This is a genomic window from Tenacibaculum sp. Cn5-46, from assembly GCF_022347705.1.
Classification (GTDB): domain Bacteria; phylum Bacteroidota; class Bacteroidia; order Flavobacteriales; family Flavobacteriaceae; genus Polaribacter; species Polaribacter aiptasiae.
The window spans coordinates 98,500-120,524 of record NZ_JAKRGD010000008.1; the positions used below are offsets into that span (position 1 = coordinate 98,500).

At 30.2% G+C, this 22,025-nt stretch carries 18 protein-coding genes; 11 read left to right on the plus strand and 7 right to left on the minus strand.

Going from position 1 to position 22,025, the window contains the following annotated elements:
- Positions 1 to 27: 27 nt before the first annotated feature.
- The 7 genes from MHN29_RS16065 to MHN29_RS16095 all read left to right on the plus strand — a co-directional run bounded on the left by MHN29_RS16065 (position 28) and on the right by MHN29_RS16095 (position 8,015).
- Positions 28 to 1,791, plus strand: a complete 1,764-nt coding sequence (locus tag MHN29_RS16065; RefSeq protein ID WP_235275538.1) for a BatD family protein — start codon at positions 28 to 30, stop codon at positions 1,789 to 1,791.
- Positions 1,791 to 2,543: a tetratricopeptide repeat protein gene (locus MHN29_RS16070; protein WP_235275539.1), complete on the plus strand. Its 753-nt coding sequence runs from the start codon at positions 1,791 to 1,793 to the stop codon at positions 2,541 to 2,543. The genes MHN29_RS16065 and MHN29_RS16070 overlap by 1 nt, the downstream gene beginning before the upstream one ends.
- Positions 2,544 to 2,610: 67 nt before the next feature.
- Positions 2,611 to 2,907, plus strand: coding sequence for a hypothetical protein (locus MHN29_RS16075; protein WP_235275540.1), 297 nt, complete (start codon positions 2,611 to 2,613; stop codon positions 2,905 to 2,907).
- Between the two features lie 266 nt (positions 2,908 to 3,173).
- Positions 3,174 to 4,706 (plus strand): SulP family inorganic anion transporter, encoded by a 1,533-nt coding sequence (locus MHN29_RS16080; protein ID WP_150899337.1) that lies wholly within the window; start codon positions 3,174 to 3,176, stop codon positions 4,704 to 4,706.
- A 2-nt stretch (positions 4,707 to 4,708) separates the two neighbouring features.
- A complete protein-coding gene (locus tag MHN29_RS16085; protein ID WP_235275541.1) occupies positions 4,709 to 5,392 on the plus strand; it encodes a universal stress protein in 684 nt (227 codons plus the stop codon).
- A gap of 103 nt (positions 5,393 to 5,495) precedes the next feature.
- Entirely contained in the window at positions 5,496 to 7,367 is a 1,872-nt protein-coding gene (locus MHN29_RS16090; protein WP_235275542.1) for a SulP family inorganic anion transporter, read from the plus strand.
- A gap of 18 nt (positions 7,368 to 7,385) precedes the next feature.
- On the plus strand, positions 7,386 to 8,015 hold the full coding sequence (locus tag MHN29_RS16095; RefSeq protein ID WP_235275543.1) for a carbonic anhydrase family protein: 630 nt from the start codon (positions 7,386 to 7,388) through the stop codon (positions 8,013 to 8,015).
- Between the two features lie 59 nt (positions 8,016 to 8,074).
- Here MHN29_RS16095 and MHN29_RS16100 read toward each other — a convergent pair whose 3' ends face one another.
- The 3 genes from MHN29_RS16100 to MHN29_RS16110 form a co-directional block, all read right to left on the minus strand.
- Positions 8,075 to 10,459: an outer membrane beta-barrel protein gene (locus tag MHN29_RS16100; protein WP_235275544.1), complete on the minus strand. Its 2,385-nt coding sequence runs from the start codon at positions 10,457 to 10,459 to the stop codon at positions 8,075 to 8,077.
- 140 nt (positions 10,460 to 10,599) lie between these two features.
- Positions 10,600 to 11,730, minus strand: coding sequence for an AraC family transcriptional regulator (locus MHN29_RS16105; protein WP_235275545.1), 1,131 nt, complete (start codon positions 11,728 to 11,730; stop codon positions 10,600 to 10,602).
- A 9-nt stretch (positions 11,731 to 11,739) separates the two neighbouring features.
- Positions 11,740 to 12,261: a CvpA family protein gene (locus MHN29_RS16110; RefSeq protein WP_235275546.1), complete on the minus strand. Its 522-nt coding sequence runs from the start codon at positions 12,259 to 12,261 to the stop codon at positions 11,740 to 11,742.
- A gap of 111 nt (positions 12,262 to 12,372) precedes the next feature.
- On the opposite strand from MHN29_RS16110, the gene MHN29_RS16115 reads away from it, so the two are divergent.
- On the plus strand, positions 12,373 to 12,726 hold the full coding sequence (locus MHN29_RS16115; protein WP_235275547.1) for a hypothetical protein: 354 nt from the start codon (positions 12,373 to 12,375) through the stop codon (positions 12,724 to 12,726).
- Between the two features lie 5 nt (positions 12,727 to 12,731).
- Here MHN29_RS16115 and MHN29_RS16120 read toward each other — a convergent pair whose 3' ends face one another.
- Complete coding sequence (locus MHN29_RS16120; protein ID WP_235275548.1) at positions 12,732 to 13,526, minus strand: SDR family oxidoreductase; 795 nt, start codon at positions 13,524 to 13,526, stop codon at positions 12,732 to 12,734.
- Between the two features lie 128 nt (positions 13,527 to 13,654).
- On the opposite strand from MHN29_RS16120, the gene MHN29_RS16125 reads away from it, so the two are divergent.
- Positions 13,655 to 15,037 carry a redoxin family protein gene (locus tag MHN29_RS16125; RefSeq protein ID WP_235275549.1) on the plus strand — a complete coding sequence of 461 codons (1,383 nt, stop codon included), beginning with the start codon at positions 13,655 to 13,657 and terminating at the stop codon, positions 15,035 to 15,037.
- 55 nt (positions 15,038 to 15,092) lie between these two features.
- Here the strand turns inward: MHN29_RS16125 and MHN29_RS16130 are convergent, their stop codons facing one another.
- From MHN29_RS16130 to MHN29_RS16140, 3 genes are all read right to left on the minus strand, one after another.
- The gene (locus MHN29_RS16130) at positions 15,093 to 15,452 is read right to left on the minus strand and encodes a YraN family protein (protein ID WP_235275550.1); all 360 of its coding nucleotides are present in this window, start codon (positions 15,450 to 15,452) and stop codon (positions 15,093 to 15,095) included.
- Between the two features lie 16 nt (positions 15,453 to 15,468).
- Positions 15,469 to 16,551 carry a cytochrome-c peroxidase gene (locus MHN29_RS16135; protein ID WP_235275551.1) on the minus strand — a complete coding sequence of 361 codons (1,083 nt, stop codon included), beginning with the start codon at positions 16,549 to 16,551 and terminating at the stop codon, positions 15,469 to 15,471.
- Positions 16,552 to 16,631: 80 nt separating this feature from the next.
- Complete coding sequence (locus MHN29_RS16140; protein ID WP_370630575.1) at positions 16,632 to 17,618, minus strand: LD-carboxypeptidase; 987 nt, start codon at positions 17,616 to 17,618, stop codon at positions 16,632 to 16,634.
- A gap of 115 nt (positions 17,619 to 17,733) precedes the next feature.
- Between MHN29_RS16140 and metG the strand changes: the two genes are divergently transcribed.
- Entirely contained in the window at positions 17,734 to 19,794 is a 2,061-nt protein-coding gene (gene metG, locus MHN29_RS16145; RefSeq protein WP_235275552.1) for a methionine--tRNA ligase, read from the plus strand.
- A 69-nt stretch (positions 19,795 to 19,863) separates the two neighbouring features.
- Positions 19,864 to 21,987 (plus strand): Tex family protein, encoded by a 2,124-nt coding sequence (locus tag MHN29_RS16150; protein WP_235275553.1) that lies wholly within the window; start codon positions 19,864 to 19,866, stop codon positions 21,985 to 21,987.
- The last annotated feature ends 38 nt before the right edge of the window (positions 21,988 to 22,025 follow it).

Here is a 22,025-nt window from a genome sequence, read left to right on the forward strand (position 1 = left end):
TTATTTTTGCATTTTTTAAAACTGAATATGAAGTTGAAACTATACATATCGTTAATAATCTGTTTTATTACACTTGGTGTTAACGCACAAGATTCCGTATTAAAAGCATCGGTTAGTAAAAATAAACTAGGTGTTAACCAACGATTACGTGTTGAGTTTACTATTAACAAACAAGGAGCCGATAATTTTAAAGCCCCTAACTTTAAAAATTTTAAAGTTGTGGGTGGACCAAGTCAATCAGTTAGTCAATCATTGATTAATGGTAAATTATCTTTTTCTCAATCATATTCTTATATTCTTCAACCTAAAAGAAAAGGTGAATTCAACTTACCATCTGCTACCATAGAAATTGATGGAGAAACAATAAAATCTAACCCAGTTAAAATTATTGTTTTAGATGCTGTTGAACTTCCTAAAAACCCTAATGACCCTAACTACATAGCGCAACAGAACATCCATTTAGTTGCCGAATTATCTAAATCAAATCCATATGTAGGAGAAGGAATATATGTTGAATATCGTTTATACTTTAGTGAAAATGTAGGTATTTACGATAACGCTATTACAGAAGCTCCACAGTACAATGGCTTTTGGAATCAAGAAATTAAACGAAATGGTACTCCTGTAAAAATTGGAAAATATAATGGAGAACGATATCGCTATGCTGTATTACATAAAGCTTTATTAATCCCAACAAAAGATGGTAAATTAACTATAGATCCTATGAAAATGGATATTATAGTAGCTGTACCAACTGGTCGTGCCGATTTTTTTGGAAATGTTATTACAAAACAGGTAAGAAAAGAATTTTCTTCCCCTAAAAAAGTAGTTAGAGCTAAAGCATTGCCTCTTGAAAATAAACCAGAAGATTTTACAGGTGCTGTAGGAGAATTTTCTTTTGATGTTTCTTTAAACAAACTTACTTTAAAAGCTAACGAATCAGCTAAAATAAAAGTAACTGTAAATGGAAAAGGAAACTTAAAACTGTTTGAACTCCCTAAAATAGAAACACCTAAAGAATTAGAAGTATATCAACCTGAAAGAAAAGAAAATGTTAGTATAACTTCATCAGGATTAAAAGGATCTGTAACAGATAACTATACCGTAGTTCCTGAATTTAAAGGAAAATATAAAATTCCTAAAACAAGTTTTTCTTACTTCAATCCAAAAGAAAAAGTTTATCAAACAATAACTACAGAAGACTTATATGTTGATGTTTTAGAAGGTAAAGAATTACCAACAGCTACCGATAACAAAGCGGTTGCAAAACAAAACATAAAAGTTACAGGAAACGATTTTAGGTATATTCAATCGTCTACGAGCTTAGAAACTTTAGATGACTCAGATTTTTTCAAATCAACTATATTTTACATTTTGTTATTATTACCTATTATTCTAATTCCTGTAGGAATTTATATTTACAAGAAAAAAGAAGAACGTGATGGTGATGTAATTGGGAATAAGTTGAGAAAGGCTGATAAACTTGCTAAAAAATATTTATCGGAAGCTCAAAAACAACTAGGAAATAAAGAAGCTTTTTATGAAGCCTTAGAAAGAGCTTTACATAATTATTTAAAAGCTAAATTAGGCGTAGAAACTTCTGATATTAGTAGTGAGAAAATAACCGATTTATTAGACAGTAAACAAATTGATACTTCTACTATAAAAAGTTTTATCGATGTTTTAAACGATTGCGATTTTGCTCGTTATACTCCAATTACCAACGTGCAAATGAAAGAAGAATACGAGAAAGCAAAACAAGTAATTACACAATTAGGCAAACAGTTATAATGAAAAGAGTTATTGTAATATTATTGTTTTTTACAGCACATTTTGTGCTAGCCCAAACCGTAAATGACACATTTGCAAAAGCAAACACGTTATACAAAGAAAAAAAATACTCAGAAGCTATTAAGTTGTATGATGAGATTGAAAACTCTGGTAAAGTTTCTTCTGAATTATACTTTAACCTAGGGAATGCTCATTATAAATTAAATCAAGTAGCTCCTTCAATTTACAATTATGAAAAGGCTCTTTTACTAGATCCTTTAAATGAGGACGCTCAAAACAATTTAATTATAGCAAAACGTTTAACATTAGATAGAATAGAAGAATTACCAAAATCTATTTTTCAAAAGATTAATAATAATTTCTTACAAAAGTTATCTTACGACACTTGGGCAATTATTACAGTATTAATGTCTTTTGTGGCTTCTTTTTTATTCTTAATGTTCTACTTTTCGTATACACCAAGTAAAAAAAGACTCTTTTTTACAACTAGTATTTTGTCTTTCATTCTTTTAATAACAACATTAGCAATCACTTTTACACAATACAATCAGTCTAAAAATAATATTGAAGCAATTGTTTTTAATGAGGAAGTAGAAATAAAAAATGCTCCTACTGATGATTCAGAAGCAATATTTACTTTACATGAAGGAACAAAAATTAAAGTATTAGACGCTGTAGATGATTGGAAGAAAATCAAATTAGCTGATGGAAAAATTGGCTGGATAAAGAGTAAGGTTATCAAAGTGTTATAAATTTTCATTTATTTAACACTTTATTAATTCATATCTTTTATATTTGTTTTTCGTCAAAAAATCGACAATGACCAAAAACTTCTTCGTATACCTACTCACTATACTACTACTAGCCTCAGTAGCTATTCCTTCGTATTATAGTATTACAGAAGAAATTTGCGAGTCATCATTAGCAATGGACATAGAGGAAGATGCTGAAAACAGTGAGAATTCTGAAAAAAATGAAATAAAAATCATTGAGTTTTCAAATGAGTTTTCATCTTCTTATACACTTCCTTGTAGAGATGAAAAAAATACTTACATCTCAAATAAGTATAATTCTATATCGAGAAGTCTAGAATCTCCACCGCCAGAATTTTCATAAATATTACTTATTACTAACATCAATCAGATGTTTTTTAACATACCTTACTCATAATCAAGGCCTATAATAACAAACCTTGAAAGTCATGTTAATGTCCTTTTTAAAAGTAATACACATTTCAAAACGAACAATTTAACTGTAAGTTTTTTAACTAATTACTTAAAAAGGAAGTAGTAAAATATTTTTTAAAGTGCATTTATCACAGCACTTAAATTTCATTTATATATAATTTAAATTAAAAATAACCCTAGGTTAAAATCACGTCTATGTTTAAAACAATTAAAAGCGATTTACCCGCTAGTATCGTAGTATTTTTTGTTGCATTACCATTATGTTTAGGTATTGCATTAGCCAGTGGTGCTCCACTATTCTCTGGTTTAATAGCAGGAATTGTTGGTGGTATCGTTGTAGGAGCCATTAGTGGCTCAAAAATAGGAGTAAGTGGACCAGCTGCTGGTTTAGCTGCCATAGTATTAACTTCTATTGCTTCTTTAGGAGGCTTTGAAAACTTTTTAGTAGCAGTTGTATTAGGAGGTATTATTCAATTAATTCTTGGTGTATTAAAAGCTGGAGTTATTGGTTACTATTTCCCTTCATCTGTGATTAAAGGAATGTTAACTGGTATTGGAATCATAATTATTATGAAACAAATACCTTTCTTCTTTGGTTACGATAAATCAGCTACAAGTTTTTCTTTAGATGCCATAAGTATGGGGTCTACAATTGTGGGTGTTATTGGATTAGGAATCTTAATCCTTTGGCAACAAGTATTATCTAAAAAAGGTAAAATATTCGAATTAGTTCAAGGTCCATTAGTGGCTGTAATCGTTGGTATTATTTTCTTCGTTGTAACTCAAGGAAATGAGTCATTAGCAATTAGCGCTAAACAATTAGTAAGTGTACCTGTTCCAGAAAGTGTTGATTCTTTCTTAAGTCAATTTACTTTTCCAAACTTTGCTGTAATTGGAAGTAAAGATGTTTGGATTGTAGCTTTCACAATTGCAGTAGTAGCAAGTTTAGAAACATTATTATGTGTTGAAGCAACAGATAAATTAGACCCAGACAAAAATGTAACTCCAACCAACAGAGAATTATTAGCACAAGGTGCTGGTAATATTATTTCTGGTTTAATTGGAGGATTACCAGTAACGCAAGTAATTGTAAGAAGTTCTGCAAATATTCAGTCAGGTGGTAAAAGTAAAATGTCAGCTATTGTACATGGTATTTTATTATTAATTTCTGTCATTTTAATTCCTACTTTATTAAATAAAATTCCATTATCTGTTCTTGCTGCAGTATTATTAATTGTTGGATTTAAATTAGCTAAGCCAGCTACATTTATCAACATGTATAAATTAGGATGGAAACAATTTATTCCTTTTATGGCTACAGTATTACCAATGGTTGTTACTGGTGATTTATTATTAGGTATTGGTTTAGGTCTTGCTGTTGGAATCGTTGTTATCTTATTTAAGAGTTACCAAAACTCTCACTTCTTACATATTGAAGACAAGAGTAACGGTGTTCACAAAATAAAAATGTCTCTAGCTGAAGAAGTTACTTTCTTTAACAAAGGAGCTATTTTAAAAGAATTAGATAATCTTTCTGAAAATTCTTATTTAGAATTAGATGTAAGACAAACTAGATTCTTAGACCATGACATTATTGAAATTCTTGAAGATTTTGCCTTTAAAGCAAAAGAGAAAAACATTGACATTAAGTTAATTTCTGAAAGAGGTATAGTAGAAAACCCTGCTAGTTTTATTGAGTTTTTTAAACTAAGACCAAAAGCTTCATAAAAATGGCAGTCCCTAAACATAAAATTGTCGTGCTATCTGATTTAAAGGATAGCACGGCAACATCATTGAAAACAGCAATTAGCTTGGCAAAAAAAACAGATGCTAGTATCCATTTTTTCCACGTAAAAAAGCCAACTGATGTTGTAGTTACTGATAATCAATTATCAGCAAAAAGAGCCATTAACTCTAACTTCACTCAAACTAATAAAGAAATTAGTGAATTAGTTTCTGAATTTTCTCAAAAGTATGATATCGATATTACCTCTTCATTTACTTTTGGAAATATTAAAAATGAAATTGACCTTTTTTTAGAAGATACCAATCCAAATATTATTGTAATTGGAAAGCGTAGAAGTAAAAGCATAAGTGCTTTAGGTGATAAAATTAGCAAGCACGTATTAAAGAAAAAAGGCAAAACAATTATTATAGCCTCAGCTGAGAGTGAACTTCAACCTGAAAATGAAATCTCATTAGGCTTATATAATGAAATAGAGCAACAGCACAATAATGAATTTATTAATGAAATTATTGAAAATGCTAATAAACCATTAAAAAACTTTCAAGTAGTTAATTCAAATGATGCCAATTTATTATTGGTAGATAGAGAAATGGTTAACCCAAAATCTACAAAATCATTTGACAAACTACTTAATAAAATGAATGTTTCATTAGTAGTTGCCAATTAAAATATTAAATCAAAGTTACTTAAATCAATAAACCAGTCCCAAACGTGAGTAGATATCTATTACAGTTTTTTTAGTATATTTATTCCTACTCAACTAAAAAAATATGAAACAACTATTTTCAAATCTTAAAGGTGATCTCTTTGGAGGGATTACAGCCGGAATTGTAGCATTACCACTAGCTTTAGCTTTTGGTGTTTCATCTGGTTTGGGACCTAGCGCTGGTTTATACGGTGCTATTTTTATTGCTTTTTTTGCAGCACTTTTCGGAGGGACAGATACTCAAATTTCTGGACCTACTGCGCCAATGACTGCTGTAAGTATGGTTGTTATTGCAGGTATATTAGCTGCTAACGACGGAGATGTTAGTAGAGCACTACCAACAATTTTAACTGTTTTCTTATTAGCTGGTTTAATGCAAATTGGACTGGGAGTTTTAGGTTTAGGTAAATATATTCGTTATATACCCTACCCTGTTGTTTCTGGTTTTATGACCGCTATTGGAGTTATAATTTTGGTTACACAAATTTTACCTTCAGTAGGTTATTATGCTAAAGAAGATGCAGAATTTGTTGAGCAATTTAAACCACAAGCAGAAGAAGTAATTTTAGATAATATTTTAAAAGAAGAAGCTGGTGAAGGTATTTTAGTTCTTGAAGATTTCAAAGAAACTATTAATAGAGCTGAAAATATAACACAAGCTGATATATTAAAAGAAAGTAAAACTTTAGCAGGTAAAGAAGCTTCTGGTGTTTTAGGTACTTTTAAAGTACTGCCAAGAGCTTTAAAAAATATTAACTTCTTAGAGTTAATATTAGCTTTAGGAACCATATTCATTATTTATGGATTTAAACGTATTACAACAGCCGTTCCTAGTACTTTAGTTGCTCTAGTTGTTATGACTGGTATTGCTTTAGGTTTTGGTTTAGACTACAGACCTATTGAGGAAATTCCAAGTGGTTTTCCAATGCCAAACATGGAAATTTTCACAAACTTTACCATATCCAGCATTACACCTTATGTATTTACTGCCTTAACTTTAGCTTTATTAGGAGCTATAGATTCTTTATTAACATCAGTTGTAGCTGATAATATGACTAAAACAAAGCATAAACCAAATAAAGAATTAATAGGACAAGGTATTGGTAATACTATTGCTTCAATTTTTGGAGGTATTCCAGGAGCTGGAGCTACTATTCGTACAGTAGTGAATATAAATTCTGGTGGTAAAACTAAATTGTCAGGTATGATAGCTGGTATAATGTTATTAGTTATTTTACTAGGACTAGGTCCAATAGCTTCAAAAATACCTGCAGCAGTTTTAGCAGGAATTTTAATTACTGTTGGTATTGGTGTTATGGACTACAAAGGGCTAAAAGCTATACCTAACTTGCCACGTGATGCTAAGTTTGGACCTTTAAAACTAAGTTCTGAGGTAATTATTATGCTAGTGGTATTAGTACTTTCTACTTTTTGGAATTTAGTATATGCAGTAGGTATTGGTTTAGTCATAGCTTCTTTAATGTTTATGAAGAAAATAGGTGACTTAACAGCTGAGCGCTCAGATGTAAAATCACTGAAAAAAGAAGAAGCTTGGAAAGATGAAAAAGATTTCCCTGAGGAATTGAAAGAACATTTGTTTGTAAAACACATCAAAGGACCTCTATTTTTTGGTTCTACTAGTGATTTTCAAGCATTAACTAAACAAATTCCTAAAACTGCTACCTCTGTAATTATGCGTTTAGACAGAATGCAGTATATGGATCAATCTGGGCTATATGCCATGGAAGATACGATTCAAGATTTAAAATCAAACGGAACACATGTACAGGTACTTTTTGTTGGTTTATTAAAACAACCTCGCTACATGATGGAACGAATTGATATTATCCCAGATTTAATCTCTGAAGACCATATTTTTGAGTCTTTTGACGATTGTATGGGCTGGGTAAAACAAAACATAAAAATTAATAATTAAAAAAATAAAAATACTTTTATGAGAAATGTAGCTATTACAAAAGACGTGCAAGCAGAATTAACAGCTGATTCTGTATTACAAGACTTATTAGACGGAAACAAACGTTATACTAGTAACAACTTAACAGCTTCTAGTGTAACTGACTTAGTTGAGCAAACAACTGGTGGTCAATTTCCAAAAGCTGTAATATTATCTTGTATCGATTCAAGAGTACCTGTAGAAATGGTTTTTGACCAAACTATTGGTGATGTTTTCGTAGCTCGTGTAGCTGGTAACTTCGAAAATGTGGATATTTTAGGAAGTATGGAATACTCTTGTGCTGTAGCTGGAAGTAAATTAGTTTTTGTATTAGGTCATGAAAGTTGTGGTGCTGTAAAAGCTGCTTGTGATGGAGTAGAATTAGGAAATATTACTGCAATGCTAGACAATATTGTTCCTGCTGCAAAATTAGCTTCAGAACAAGTAGAAGGTGAAGCAAATTCAACAAATAGTGCTTTTGTAGCTAAGACTGTAGAAAACAATGTAAAATTAACTATGGATCGTATCCGTCAAAGAAGTAAAATTTTACAAGAAATGGAAGATAATGGTGAAATTAAAATAGTAGGTGGAGTTTACTCTTTAACTACTGGAAAAGTTGAAATGATTTAATTCATCATCATTTGTTATAATATAAAAAAAGGGAGTTTTAAAAACTCCCTTTTTTTATGCTAATTTGCTCTCTGCTGTTCTTCACTATTTCCAAAGCCACGGTTTCTAGTCTTTATTTTTTTATTTCCAAAACTATAGGATAATGAGAAACGTAAATATCTACTGCTATAATTCTGGTCATAAATTGTTTTAACTCCATTTACTTCAGAAGTTAAATTATTTAAACTAGCACTGTCAAAAATATCATTCACAAAAATAGCTGCTTGTAACTGCTTTTTTAAGAATGTTTTTTTAACTCCTAAACTCAATCCGTACATTGTTCCTAATTCGTAAATATTTGAACTAGATTTTGGTTGATAAAAGAAATCTGCTTGTACACTTGTATTTTCCGATAAGGTAAAGGTATTATTGGTTGAGAATCTAAATTGAAAACCATTCTTAACAGGTGCTGATAAATCTTCAAATACATTAGCATTAACACCTGAAATATGTGCATAATTTTGACTCTTCCACCAACTTGTAAAACGAACATTATACATTTCTGAAAGTTGCCAATAAGTTCCGTTATAATAGTTTCTTCTTATAACTGCTTGAATATTATTTTCCGGTTCGGCAGAAAATAATGTACCAAAACCATCAGATGTATAACTAAAATATAAAGAAGTTATAAACTTACCTTTGTAATTATGGGTAAAAGTAAATCTGTCAATAAACGCAGGTTGAATAAATGGATTTCCTTCTGAGTATACATTACTATTCACATAGCTTCTAAAAGGGTTTAAATCTCTATAATTTGGACGGTTTATACCTCTTCCATAATTAAATGAAAATGTATTGTTATCATTTTTATTATAGGATACAAACACTGAAGGAAATAACTTAGTATAACTGTTCTTATTTATTTGATTTAAAGTTTTAGAAAAACCTCTGGTTTCAGTATTCTCTATTCTAAGACCAGCTTGCAAATTCCATTTATCACTAATTTTTCTTGAAGCATTTACATAAAAACCCTGCACATTTTCTTCGTATTCAAACTCATTAGATAAATTGGTATCTAATACAGGCACATTAGTTACTGTATTAAAATTATCTAATTTATTCTTTGTATTAATGAAACTAAACTTAAAACCATAAGACAAATCTAATTTATCAATAGGATGAGACATATCTGCTTTTATACTATAGTTATCTATTGCTTGATTGGTAATATTTTTAACTGATTGATTTACCCTTACAAATTGTCCAGAAGGAGAAAAAGTATTCACTAATGCATCCGCTTCTAGTTTATTTTCATAATTAAAATAATCAAAATCCACAGTTAGTTTTCTCCCCATAGTATCAAGTTTAGTAATTATATGAGCATTATATATATTGTTGTTTATACTTCTGCGTCTAGGCTCAGTTTTTACCAATAAACTATCTAATTGATTAGATTCATTATAAAACTCAGTTGTTCCAGGGGCATCAGAAAAAGGTCTGTTAAAACTTCCTAGATATTGCCCTCCTATTTCAATATTATCCGACAGCAAATAGTTTATAGACAACCTAGCTGAATTATTTTTTCTAGTATCTTTTGAATCAATGCCAACCTTCCATGTGCTTTTTGGAAAAAAAGTAGCACTTCTTTCTAAGTTTCTTAAACTTCCTCTTGTAGTATTAATCGAAGCATTTAGTTGAATTTTATCTTTATTGTATGAGAAATTATTTCGCAGCGTTCCATAACCATAAGTATTTACATTGTAAGAAAATGAAGTTGTGTTTTTCCAAGAATTCCTTCTTCCTTTCTTGTATACTATATTAATTATTCCACCACCTCCAGATGCTTCATATTGTGCTGGCGGATTGGTTATAATTTCTATTTTCTTGATATCATCTGCTGAGATTGAATTTAGAAAAGACACTAATTCCTCACCAGAAAGTTGAATCAAACGTCCATCAACCATTACTCTGGTTGCCTCTCCTCCAACCATACTTATTTGATTGTTTTGGATTGTAATAGCAGGAGCTAATTTTAACGCATCTAAAGCATCACCTCCACTTGCAGAAACACTATTTTCTACATTAAAAATTAATCTATCTGTTTTTTGTTCTATTAATCTTTTCTTCGATGTAATTACAACTTCATTTAACCTGCTCTTTTCTTCCTTTAATATTAAAGTTCCTAAATCTATATCTGTATTTAAACTTACTTGTTTCTTTATTTCTATGAAACCTATAAAACTTATTCTTAAATTATAGGTTCCTTTTGGAGCGGATAATGAAAACTCACCATTATCTATAGTTGTAGTTCCTTTAATAATTTTTCCTTCTAAACTTTGTAAAATAACGTTGGCAAAAACAATAGGTTCATTACCTTCAGTTACTTTACCTGTAATCTTTATCTGTCCTGTTAAACTTATAGCTTGAAATAATAATGCTAAAATGAAAATGCTTTTAACTCTCATGAATGTATTTTTTATTTGAGAGCAAAATTGTAGTTATTTGAAATTGCTTGCGACCGAATGCATAAAGTCGAACTATTTTTTCACAAAGAAATTGGTTTGACTATCTCACACAAACGTTCGACTTTACCACAAACACCTGATTACAAGTGTTTTTTGCGGTATTGAGTTGGCGTTAATCCCGTTTGTTTTTTAAACTCTGTATTGAAAGATGATTTAGAGTTAAAACCTACTTCATATAAAATTTCTAGCACGGTTAACTTCTTATTTTCCGGATTTTCAAGAATTTCTTTGGCTCTGTTAATTCGATATCCATTTACAAATTCAAAAAAATGCTGTCCTATATTATGATTTATTAATATTGATAAATCTCTGTAAGGAATATTCATTTGATTTGCCAAATTATGAATGGTAAGAGATGAATTTAAATAAGGCCTCTCCTCTTCCATAAACTTTTTCACTTCAGACACTTCTTCTAAAACTCCTTCTTTTGTGTCCTTAGTTTTTTCTTCTAAAAAGTTTTTAACTAATTGATGTTTGGTGTCAATTCCTCTAAACAATTCTGGCTGATATAAACTTTTCAAAACAATCCAACATAAATATCCAAGTAGGACTAATGTTGTTATAATTCGCATAACATCCAATATTTCTTCATCTGAACCAAATAATTTATAAATACTTTTAATTAGTGAAAGAGAAATTAAAACAACACTAATGCTGGCCAATTGAAATAACCATTTATAATTATAATTTGTAATAGATGAATAGTTTTCTAGTAATAACTCCTTATATTTTTTTAATTCAATAAATATGAAAGCCAAATAAACTATTGAAACCAAAAGTCCATATACCAAAGATATTTTTGTTTCAATATTAGAGTAGTAATTATTATAAAACTCAATTTGCTGTTCTTTAGAAACCAAGTAGAAATTAGGAAAATAAATAAGTAATTCAATAGCAAATGGAATAAGATGTAACAAATGCTTAGGCTGAAGTTTAAAATATGAATAAATACAGGATACTACATATAAATATAAAAGCGGACTAGCAAGAAATCCGATTTGATCTCGAAGCATATCTAAAGTAACCGGTACTTGCACATAATTAGCATAAAAAAAAACACTAATATGAATAGAAAAAACAATAAAGTAAATAGCCATTAACTGATTACTTGTTTTGTTTTTAGTTTTTACAGTAAGTAAAAATGCCGAAAGCAATAGTGCTATAAATATTAATATAAGCGTTATAAAACCTCGAATTGAAGCACTATCCATATACAACTTTTAATTTGTTTCTTTTATTTCTTCTTCCTCTTCAACCTCATCATCTTTTATAATAGATGGAAAAATAGTTGGAGCAATTTTTTTGACTGGTTTATATAAAATTGATTCATTAAGATTTTCTTCAGAAACAAATGGGATAGTATCATTCATTTTTCCAAAAAATATGAAAATAACACTCAATATCAATCCTATTTTTAAAGCACCAAAAGCACCTCCTAATATTTTATTTAAAATTCCTAAGGAGGCAAAGTCTGCTATTTTAGTTAAAGCCTTACCTAATAAAGCTATTACGATTATAATTACAACAAAAGTTCCTGCAAATGCTGCTAAAGAAATATATTTTTCATCCCAAGTAACACTATTCTTTAACCAGTCTCCAATAAAATATGAAAAATGAATTGCTCCATAAACCCCAGCTACTAAAGCTACTAAAGAAGCCACCTCTACAAATAACCCTTTCATAAGTCCGCGAACAAAACCAAAAAGAAGTAAAGCTGTTATAATAATATCAAAAGTATTCATAGGCAATAATTAAAAGTATTCTAAAGAGTTCATAAAGTAATTATGTGCATCAATTCTATGTTCAAATATACACAACTCATTTGTATCTTTGCATTTTCTTAAAAAAATCAAATGACGAAAGAAGTTAACTTAAAAGAAAAATGGGATTTTGTTGTAAAGCAATTATCACAACAATTTGCTGATGGAGACGAGTTAAACCTAGACGGAATTATATATCTAATTGGTGTACAAGAGTTAGGTCAAGGACATCGAAAATTTAAAAAAGACGAAAAGGTAAACTTAATGCATATTGCTATCTGTAAACTTTTAGAACCTTATGGATATTATGAATTCGATTTTTTTGACAATGATGGTTGGCCTCACTATAAAACACTAACAGAATTACCTAATTTAAAACCAGGTGAACAATCTGTTTTGATAAAAGAAGCAATTATAAATTATTTTGAAGCTTTAGATTTCTTTTAATAAAATTAAGTAACACTTAATTTTCTTATCATCTTTGATAATAATTTTGGAAAAAAACGCTTGGCATATACTCCAAGCTTTTCCTTTGCTCCTGCAATATATACCTCTTCTTTCTTTTTTATTATTGCTCTTATCATCAATTCCGCAAATCTATCAGGGTTTATACCATTGGCAGTAGCAGTATCCATTGAATTTTGAGGAGTTCCATTTCCTGTTAATGCATTTTTAGACACATTAGTAGTTACAAAACCTGGGCAAACCAAAGTAACCGCTATGTTATCTTTATGATGTTCAGCACGTAAACTATCAAAAAAGCCATGCAATGCATGTTTTGTAGCTGCATAAGATGAGCGCAATGGAGTCCCTATTTTTCCTACAATACTTGTTGTTACAACAAAATGCCCTTCTTTTCTTTCTGTAAAATGTGGAAGCAATGCCTTGGTTAAAGCTACAGTTCCTAAATAATTAATATCCATTAAACGTTTATCTACAGATATATTAGTATCTTTTACTAAAGAACGTTGGCTAATTCCACCATTATTAACTAAAACATCAATTCTATTAAAAAATGCAATAGCTTGATTTACTTTGGAAGTCAAGCTGTTATAATCTTCCAAATCTATTGGCAAAACCTTAACGTTTTTTGAGTTTTTGCAAAGTATTTTTGTCTCCTCTAAAGCATTTGTATTTCTCGATGATAAAATTAAATTTGCATCGTAATTAGATAACGCAATCGCTAATGATTTACCAATACCTGATGAGGCGCCTGTTATCCAGAAAACTTTATTTTTAATATGCATATAATATTTACTTTAAAGAAAAACTCCCCTAAAATAAACAACAAAAAATAAAAATGGTACACTTCTTGGAAAGAAGTTTGTAAATGACTAGTTTTAAAACCTTAATAACAACCCTTTAAATTATAATGATGAAAAAATTACTGGCTCTATTAATACTTACTACTTCAATAGTTAACGCTCAGTATACTGTTAAAGGAACAATGACTCCTACAGAAAAAACCAATTGGGTTATTCTGTATAAAATAGAAGGAGCAAAACAAAAATTTGTTACTAATACAACAATTCAATTCGATACTGTTGTGGTTGGTGGAAACAAGCAATCAATAGGTAAATTTAAATTCGACTTACCAAACACAGCTAAACCAGGTGCTTATAGAGCAACTTATAGAAACAGAGGTGCGGGGTTTGTAGATTTTTTCTTTAATAAAGAAAATATAGAATTTATTTTTAATCCAAAATACCCAGATCAATCGGTTGTTTTTACTTCATCTCGAGAAAATAAATTATACAACGAGTATTTACAAGCATATGCTGCTGTTCAAAAAAAGATTGACGAGAATCAAGTAGCTTATATTAAAGAAGAAAATAAAGAAGCTAAAAAAGCCTACAAAAAACAAGTTAAACAACTTGAAGATGTTCAAGAAACTTATGAAAATAAGTCTGAAGGAATGTTAGTTCATCACTTCATTAAAGCTTCTCAGAGATATAATCCTTCTAGCCCTGTTGACAACATGGAAGATTATTTAACAACTGTTGGAGACAACTTCTTTAGGTATATCGATTTTAAAAGTGAAGCCTTATTCAACTCTTCTTTCTTAGTTGACAGAATTAACGATTATGTTTTTTACTTAAACAATTCTGAAGATAAAGGATTACAACAAAAGTTATTAAGAGGCGCTATCAATAAAGTAATTGATGAATTACCTAAAGGAAAATTAAAAAAGTCTGTATTAGAATTTTTAATTACTTCTTTATCTGACAAACGTGACGGTGAATCTGTAGATTGGTTATTTGCTGAGCACTATGATAAATTACCAGATAATCAAAAAGACGCAGAGTTTAAGAAAAAAATATTAGACGTATTACGTGCTACTGTAGGTAGAACTGCTCCTGATTTTTCTTGGGAAGAAGATGGTAAAGAAATGAAATTATCTACTTTAAACGATAGTGATAAGTATTTATTAGTATTCTGGAGTACAGCTTGTCCTCACTGTGTTAGAGACGTTCCTAACTTATACAGTTTTATGAACAATCACAAAAACACTTCTGTAATTTCTTTTTCAATTGAAAATTCAGACAATAATTTTAAAGACTGGAATGAATTTAAAAAACAATTACCTAATTGGCATAATGCAGCAGGTACTCACCCAGAATATAAATGGGATAATGAAACTGTAAGAGCTTATAACTTATTAGGAACTCCTAGTTACTTTGTTTTAGATAGTAATAAGAAAATTATTGCTACACCAGAGGAACTAGAAGATGTAAAAAAATATTTTGAAAGTCACTAAACTGAGACTTTGACAACATAAAAAAACACCATCAAATTTGATGGTGTTTTTATTTTTAAAAATGTAGGAAAGCATTTTCCAAGTGTTCTATTTTAAACTTTTCTTTTTCTTTAATTAATGCTATAACATCAAATCGCAATTCTACTTCTAATTCTTTTTCATTTATATAGTTATCAGCCGCAGCCACTAATAATTTAACTTTTTTAGAACTTATAAAATCTTGTGGATTTCCAAAATAACCCGTTGATCTTGTTTTTACCTCAACAACTATTAACACTTCAGCTTTTTTAGCAATAATATCAATTTCAGCTTTTTGAAATCGATAGTTTTTTTCAAGAATTACATATCCTTTTTCTTGTAAATATTCAATAGCTAATTCTTCACCTTTTTTTCCAAGTTCATTATGTTCTGCCATCCTGTTAAGTTACAACTTATTTGAATGGATTTGAAAACTTTGGATTTTCTAACAAATTAGTATCTGTTAATGTTTTTAAAAATGCTATTAAATCTTGTTTATCCTGTTCTGTTAATTCCAGGCCTTTTTTACTAATACTTGCTAATGTTAAGTTTAAAGTAGGTGAATTCACCACTTCATCATTATAATGGTCTATAACTTCTTCTAATGTTTTAAATCTTCCGTCATGCATGTAAGGTGCTGTTACCTCGATGTTCCTTAAAGAGGGTACTTTAAATTTTGCTCTATCAAAAGAACTTTGAGTTACTTTCTCTCTTCCAATATCTTTAAAATTAACTTCTAAATCTAACCCATTATTCATGTACTCATTGTTCTCAAAGTTAGCACCATTATGACATTGCGCACAATTAGCTCCAGAATTCTTTGGATTGTTTCCATCGTAACCTTTAAAAAATAATATTCGACCTCTTTCTTCACTTGTTGTTAATGTCGCTTCTTTTCTTAAATAGCGATCATATTTACTTTGATTCGAAATAATTGAGTTCATAAACTGTTCTAATGCCAAAGAAATGGTTTCTGCAGATATTCCTCTACTAGGAAAAACTTTATTGAATAATAGTTTATAGTCACTTTCCTTTTTAAGCTTTTCTATAACATTTTCTAATGTTTCATCCATTTCTAATTCATCTTCAATAGGCATTAAAGCCTGGTCTCTTAATAAATGAGCTCTGCCATCCCAAAAGAAATCATTTGTATTCCATGCCATATTAAAAATAGCCATAGCTTGTCTTTTTCCTGGTAATTTTCTCACTCCAATAGAAAACCTTCTTTTATCTGAAAATGCATTCTTTTGCTCATGACAAGAAGCGCAAGAAATCGAATTATCTTTACTTAAACTTTTCTCATAAAAAAGCTTCCTACCTAAGGAAACTCCTTGCTCTGTTAATTGATTATCTTCAGGAATATTTGGTTGTGAAAACCCAGTAAAATCTAGTTTATAAGGTAATAAAGTATATTCATCTTCTTCTGTTCCATTTGAACATGAATAGAAAAAAACTAAAATAAAGGATAGTAAAATATATAATTCGCTCTTTTTCATTCTTCATTTGTTAACCTAACAAAGTTCTTGAAAAAGCAAAAAAACGGTTTTGATTTATATCAAAATGAAACGAAGTTTATTTAATTTGTAAAAGTTACTGAAGAACTATTTTTATCAATATTTAACTTAACAACTCTTCCCATTATCAAAGCTCTATTGTCTGGTTCATGACCAGCAGGAAAACTGAACATAACTGGAATATCTGTAGGAATAACATCTAAAATTAATTGTTCTATAGAACTTCCCCAAGGAGTTGTATTTCTTTTAATCTTAGTCATATCTCCAACAATAACTCCTTTCAATTTATTAAAATAGCCTGCTCGTTTTAGGCTTTGCAACATTCTATCAATAGCATATTTATATTCACCTATTTCTTCAATAAAAAGAATCTTTCCTTCTGTTGACATTTGACTATCTGAACCAAGCATAGAAGCTAAAATAGCAATATTTCCTCCTACTATCTCACCTGACACTTCTCCTATTCTATTATGTTTCGATGACTGTATGGTATAGTTTAATGTTTCTCCAAACAAAGCTTTTCTCAGCGTTTCTATAGTTTCTGGGATATCTTCTATTTCATCTTGCATACTTGTTCCCATCATACCATGTATTGTTTCAACTCCCAAGTTATGGACATGATTATGAAAAGCGGTAATATCAGAATAGCCTATTATCCATTTTGGGTTTTCTTTAAACTTAGTAAAATCCAATTTATCTAGAATTCTAACAGAACCGTACCCACCTCGAGCTGACCAAATCGCTTTTATATTAGGATTATTTAATGCATCTTGAACATCCTGACAACGTTCTTCATCAGTTCCTGCAAAATGATGGTTTTGATTAAACATATGCTTACCATAAACCACTTTTAACCCCCAACTTTCTGCTAATTCTTTAGCTTTATCAATAACATGTTTTCTGTTTTTTAAAATACCTGCTGGGGCTACTATTGCAATCGTATCTCCTTTTTGTAAATACGGTGGTTTTACTAACTTCATATGTTTAGTTTGTGAAAAAACTGATGAAATCATCAGCATAAAAAACAACAAGAATATTCTTTTTCTCATAATCATGTCTTTTTTTCTTGATTCTAAAGTAGAAAATCTATCAAATGTACCTATTTTATAACAGTATAAAAAATTGCTTTTTTGTACTTTTGCGCTTTAATTTTAGTAAAAAAACATGAGTACACCTAAAAGATATACAATTACAGCAGCATTACCTTATACAAACGGACCTATTCATATTGGTCATTTAGCAGGTGTTTATGTTCCTGGAGATATTTATGCACGTTATTTACGCCAAAGAGGTAAAGATGTAGCCTACATCTGTGGTTCAGATGAGCACGGGGTGGCTATTCCAATGCGAGCAAAAAAAGAAGGTGTTACTCCTCAAGATATCATTGATAAATATCACGGAATTATTAAAAAGTCGTTTGAAGACTTTGGTATTTCGTTTGATAATTATTCTCGTACCTCAGCTGAAATTCATCATAAAACAGCTTCTGAGTTCTTTACTAAGTTATACAATGACGGGGAGTTTATTGAAGAAGTAACAGAGCAATTATACGATGCAGAAGCAGATCAATATTTAGCAGATCGTTTTGTAATTGGTACTTGTCCAAAATGTGGAAATGAAGAAAGTTACGGAGATCAATGTGAAAAATGTGGTACAAGTCATAATGCTACAGACTTAATCAATCCTAAGTCAGCAATTACAGGAAATGTTCCTACATTAAAAGAAACAAAACATTGGTTTTTACCTTTAGATAAACATGAAGCATTTTTACGCGAATGGATTTTAGAAGGTCATAAAAATGATTGGAAACCTAACGTTTTAGGACAATGTAAATCTTGGATTGACGATGGATTACGTCCTCGTGCAGTAACACGTGATTTAGATTGGGGAATTCCAGTACCAGTTGAAGGAGCTGATGGAAAAGTATTATATGTATGGTTTGATGCTCCTATTGGATACATCTCTGCTACCAAAGAATGGGCAGCAAGAGAAGGTAAAAATTGGGAAGATTATTGGAAAAAAGACGACACTAAACTAGTACATTTTATTGGGAAAGATAATATTGTATTTCACTGTCTTATTTTCCCTTCTATGCTAAAAGCTCATGGAGATTATATCTTACCTGAAAATGTGCCTGCTAACGAGTTTTTAAATTTAGAAGGAAACAAATTATCAACTTCTAAGAACTGGGCCGTTTGGTTACATGAATATTTAGAAGAGTTCCCAGGTCAGCAAGACGTGTTACGTTATACTTTAACAGCTAACGCACCTGAAAGTAAAGACAATGATTTTACTTGGAAAGACTTTCAAGCAAAAAACAATAACGAATTAGTAGCTATTTTTGGTAACTTTATTAATCGTGTGGTAGTATTAACTAACAAATATTACAATGGTATTGTTCCTACTCCAAACGATTTTTCAGAAGTTGATGAAGATACCTTAACAGCTCTAAAAGAATTCCCTAACATTATTGCTAAGTCTATTGAACGTTATCGTTTCAGAGAGGCTTCACAAGAATTGATGAACTTAGCTCGTTTAGGAAATAAATATTTAGCTGATGAAGAACCTTGGAAGTTAATTAAAACTGACGAAGAGCGTGTTAAAACAATCATGTATGTTGCCTTACAAATAGCAACAGCTTTATCGGTATTATCAGAACCTTTCGTGCCTTTTACTTCAAAGAAGTTAAAATCGATATTAAAAACTGATGAAAATTTACAATGGAATGAAGTTTCTGAAAAAGAAGTTTTATTACCTGAAGGGCACCAAATACAAGAAGGAAAACCTGAATTATTATTTGCTAAGATAGAAGATAAAACTATTGAAGAGCAACTAGCAAAATTAGAAGCAACTAAAAAAGCTAATGAGGCAGCAAATAAAGTAATAGAACCACAAAAAGAAACTATAGAATTTGATGATTTTACAAAATTAGATATTCGTGTGGGTACTATTTTAGAAGCTGAAAAAGTAGCCAAAACTAAAAAATTATTAAAACTTACAGTAGATGTAGGTATTGATAAAAGAACCATTGTTTCTGGTATTGCTGAAAGCTTTAAACCTGAAGATATTATTGGTCAACAAGTATCTGTGTTATGTAATTTAGCACCAAGAAAATTACGTGGAGTAGTAAGCCAAGGAATGATTTTAATGACAGATACTCCTGACGGCAAACTTGCCTTTGTACAACCTTCTGATAAGGTTAATAACGGAGAGTTTATCGCTTAAATAAAAACAACATTTTAGTATATTTGAAACCTCACTTTTTAGTGAGGTTTTTCATTTTAAAAATACTTTATGCAACTTATATCCTATATTACTTCTCGTGTACAAATCTCACAAAAATCAATTCAAAATACTATCGAATTATTAAATGAAGATTGTACTGTTCCTTTTATTGCTCGTTATCGAAAAGAGAAAACTGGTAATTTAGATGAAGTTGAAATTGGACAAATAGTTCAATTAAAAGAACAATTTGAAGCTCTTGAAAAAAGGAAAACAGCTATTTTAAAAGCTATTGAAGATCAAAATCTTTTAACTCAAGAACTAAAAGGTAAAATAGATAAAATAGAAGACCTTACTTCTTTAGAAGATTTATATCTTCCATATAAAAAGAAACGTAAAACAAAAGCAGAAACTGCTCGTAAAAATGGCTTAGAACCTTTGGCTAAAATGATTATGAGTCAAAGAGTAAACGACTTAGAATATACAGCTTCAAAATATATTAATAACGAAGTAGACTCTGAAGAAAAAGCTCTAGAAGGTGCTCGTCATATTATTGCTGAATGGGTTAACGAACGTACAGACATTAGAAATAATATTAGATATCAATTAGAGCGTTTTGCTACCATTATTACAAAAGTTGTTAAAACTAAAAAAGACGAAGAGGCAGCTCAAAAATTTAAAGACTATTTCGATTGGGAGGAAAATTTAAGTCGTATTCCTTCACATCGTTTACTAGCAATTTTAAGAGCGGAAAAAGAGGGCTTCATTCGAGTAAAAATTGAAATAGATAATGAGCGAGCTCTTCAAAAAATGGAAGATCGTATCATACGTTCACATAACGAATGTGCTGATCAAATTGAGTTAGCCATAGCTGACGCATATAAACGCTTATTATTACCTTCATTAAGTACAGAAGCTCTTAATGTGGCAAAAGAAAAAGCAGACGAAAGTGCTATAAAAGTATTTGCTAAAAACCTACAACAACTTTTATTAGGCGCCCCATTAGGAGAGAAACGTATACTGGCTATCGACCCAGGCTTCAGAACTGGTTGTAAAATTGTTTGCCTAGACGCACAAGGTAATTTATTACATAATGAAACTATTTTCCCTCATGCTCCTCAACGTCAAACAACCGAAGCTATTAAAAAAATCAGCTCATTAATAGATGCTTATAAGATTGAAGCAATTGCAATTGGTAATGGAACAGCATCTAGAGAAACAGAACAACTTGTAAAACGAATTCATTTTAAAAACTCTATAGAAGTTTTTGTTGTTAGCGAAGCAGGAGCATCCATTTATTCAGCTTCAAAAATTGCTCGTGATGAATTTCCTAACTATGACGTAACTGTAAGAGGAGCAATCTCAATTGGTCGTAGATTAGCCGATCCTTTAGCAGAATTGGTTAAAATTGATGCAAAGTCTATTGGTGTAGGGCAATATCAACATGATGTAGAACAATCAAGTTTAAAAAAATCGCTAGATACTGTTGTAGAGCATTGCGTAAATAAAGTAGGTGTAAATATAAATACAGCAAGTGCCTCTTTATTAAGCTATGTATCTGGAATAGGCCCTAAATTAGCTGAAAACATTGTAAATTATAGAAACGAACACGGGGCTTTTGCTAATAGAACTGCTATCAAAAAAGTACCACGATTAGGAGGAAAAGCTTTTGAACAATCTGCTGGTTTTTTACGTGTTAAAAACAGTACTAATCCATTAGATGATTCTGCAGTTCATCCTGAACGATATACTTTAGTAAAACAAATGGCTAAAGATTCTGGTAAAAATGTAACTGATTTAATAGGTAATACATCGATTTTAAAACAATTAAAATTACAACAATATATTACTGAATCCTATGGACTTCCTACTTTACAAGATATTGTAAAAGAATTAGAAAAACCAGGTTTAGATCCAAGAGAAAAGGCAAAGGCTTTTAGCTTTAATGAGCATATAAAAACTATTGACGATGTTAAAGTAGGTATGAAACTTCCTGGAATTGTAAATAATATTACCAATTTTGGATGTTTTGTAGATATCGGTATTAAGGAAAGTGGATTAGTGCATGTATCTAATCTAGCTAATACCTTTGTAAAAGATGTAAATGAACATGTAAATTTACATCAACATGTAGAAGTAAAAGTATTAGAAGTTGATATTGTTAGAAAGCGAATTCAATTAAGTATGGCTTTTTAATATTTAAAACCTTAATATAAAAAAGCAAATTTTTCACA

Excerpts from the sequence above, each read along its gene's own strand:
- MHN29_RS16080 (WP_150899337.1), top strand. The coding sequence starts at position 3,174 with ATGTTTAAAACAATTAAAAGCGATTTACCCGCTAGTATCGTAGTATTT.
- MHN29_RS16075 (WP_235275540.1), top strand. The coding sequence starts at position 2,611 with ATGACCAAAAACTTCTTCGTATACCTACTCACTATACTACTACTAGCC.
- MHN29_RS16125 (WP_235275549.1), top strand. The coding sequence starts at position 13,655 with ATGAAAAAATTACTGGCTCTATTAATACTTACTACTTCAATAGTTAAC.
- MHN29_RS16100 (WP_235275544.1), bottom strand. The coding sequence starts at position 10,459 with ATGAGAGTTAAAAGCATTTTCATTTTAGCATTATTATTTCAAGCTATA.
- MHN29_RS16065 (WP_235275538.1), top strand. The coding sequence starts at position 28 with ATGAAGTTGAAACTATACATATCGTTAATAATCTGTTTTATTACACTT.
- MHN29_RS16110 (WP_235275546.1), bottom strand. The coding sequence starts at position 12,261 with ATGAATACTTTTGATATTATTATAACAGCTTTACTTCTTTTTGGTTTT.
- MHN29_RS16150 (WP_235275553.1), top strand. The coding sequence starts at position 19,864 with ATGCAACTTATATCCTATATTACTTCTCGTGTACAAATCTCACAAAAA.
- MHN29_RS16095 (WP_235275543.1), top strand. The coding sequence starts at position 7,386 with ATGAGAAATGTAGCTATTACAAAAGACGTGCAAGCAGAATTAACAGCT.
- MHN29_RS16085 (WP_235275541.1), top strand. The coding sequence starts at position 4,709 with ATGGCAGTCCCTAAACATAAAATTGTCGTGCTATCTGATTTAAAGGAT.
- metG (WP_235275552.1), top strand. The coding sequence starts at position 17,734 with ATGAGTACACCTAAAAGATATACAATTACAGCAGCATTACCTTATACA.
- MHN29_RS16130 (WP_235275550.1), bottom strand. The coding sequence starts at position 15,452 with ATGGCAGAACATAATGAACTTGGAAAAAAAGGTGAAGAATTAGCTATT.
- MHN29_RS16070 (WP_235275539.1), top strand. The coding sequence starts at position 1,791 with ATGAAAAGAGTTATTGTAATATTATTGTTTTTTACAGCACATTTTGTG.
- MHN29_RS16115 (WP_235275547.1), top strand. The coding sequence starts at position 12,373 with ATGACGAAAGAAGTTAACTTAAAAGAAAAATGGGATTTTGTTGTAAAG.
- MHN29_RS16140 (WP_370630575.1), bottom strand. The coding sequence starts at position 17,618 with ATGAGAAAAAGAATATTCTTGTTGTTTTTTATGCTGATGATTTCATCA.
- MHN29_RS16090 (WP_235275542.1), top strand. The coding sequence starts at position 5,496 with ATGAAACAACTATTTTCAAATCTTAAAGGTGATCTCTTTGGAGGGATT.
- MHN29_RS16135 (WP_235275551.1), bottom strand. The coding sequence starts at position 16,551 with ATGAAAAAGAGCGAATTATATATTTTACTATCCTTTATTTTAGTTTTT.
- MHN29_RS16105 (WP_235275545.1), bottom strand. The coding sequence starts at position 11,730 with ATGGATAGTGCTTCAATTCGAGGTTTTATAACGCTTATATTAATATTT.
- MHN29_RS16120 (WP_235275548.1), bottom strand. The coding sequence starts at position 13,526 with ATGCATATTAAAAATAAAGTTTTCTGGATAACAGGCGCCTCATCAGGT.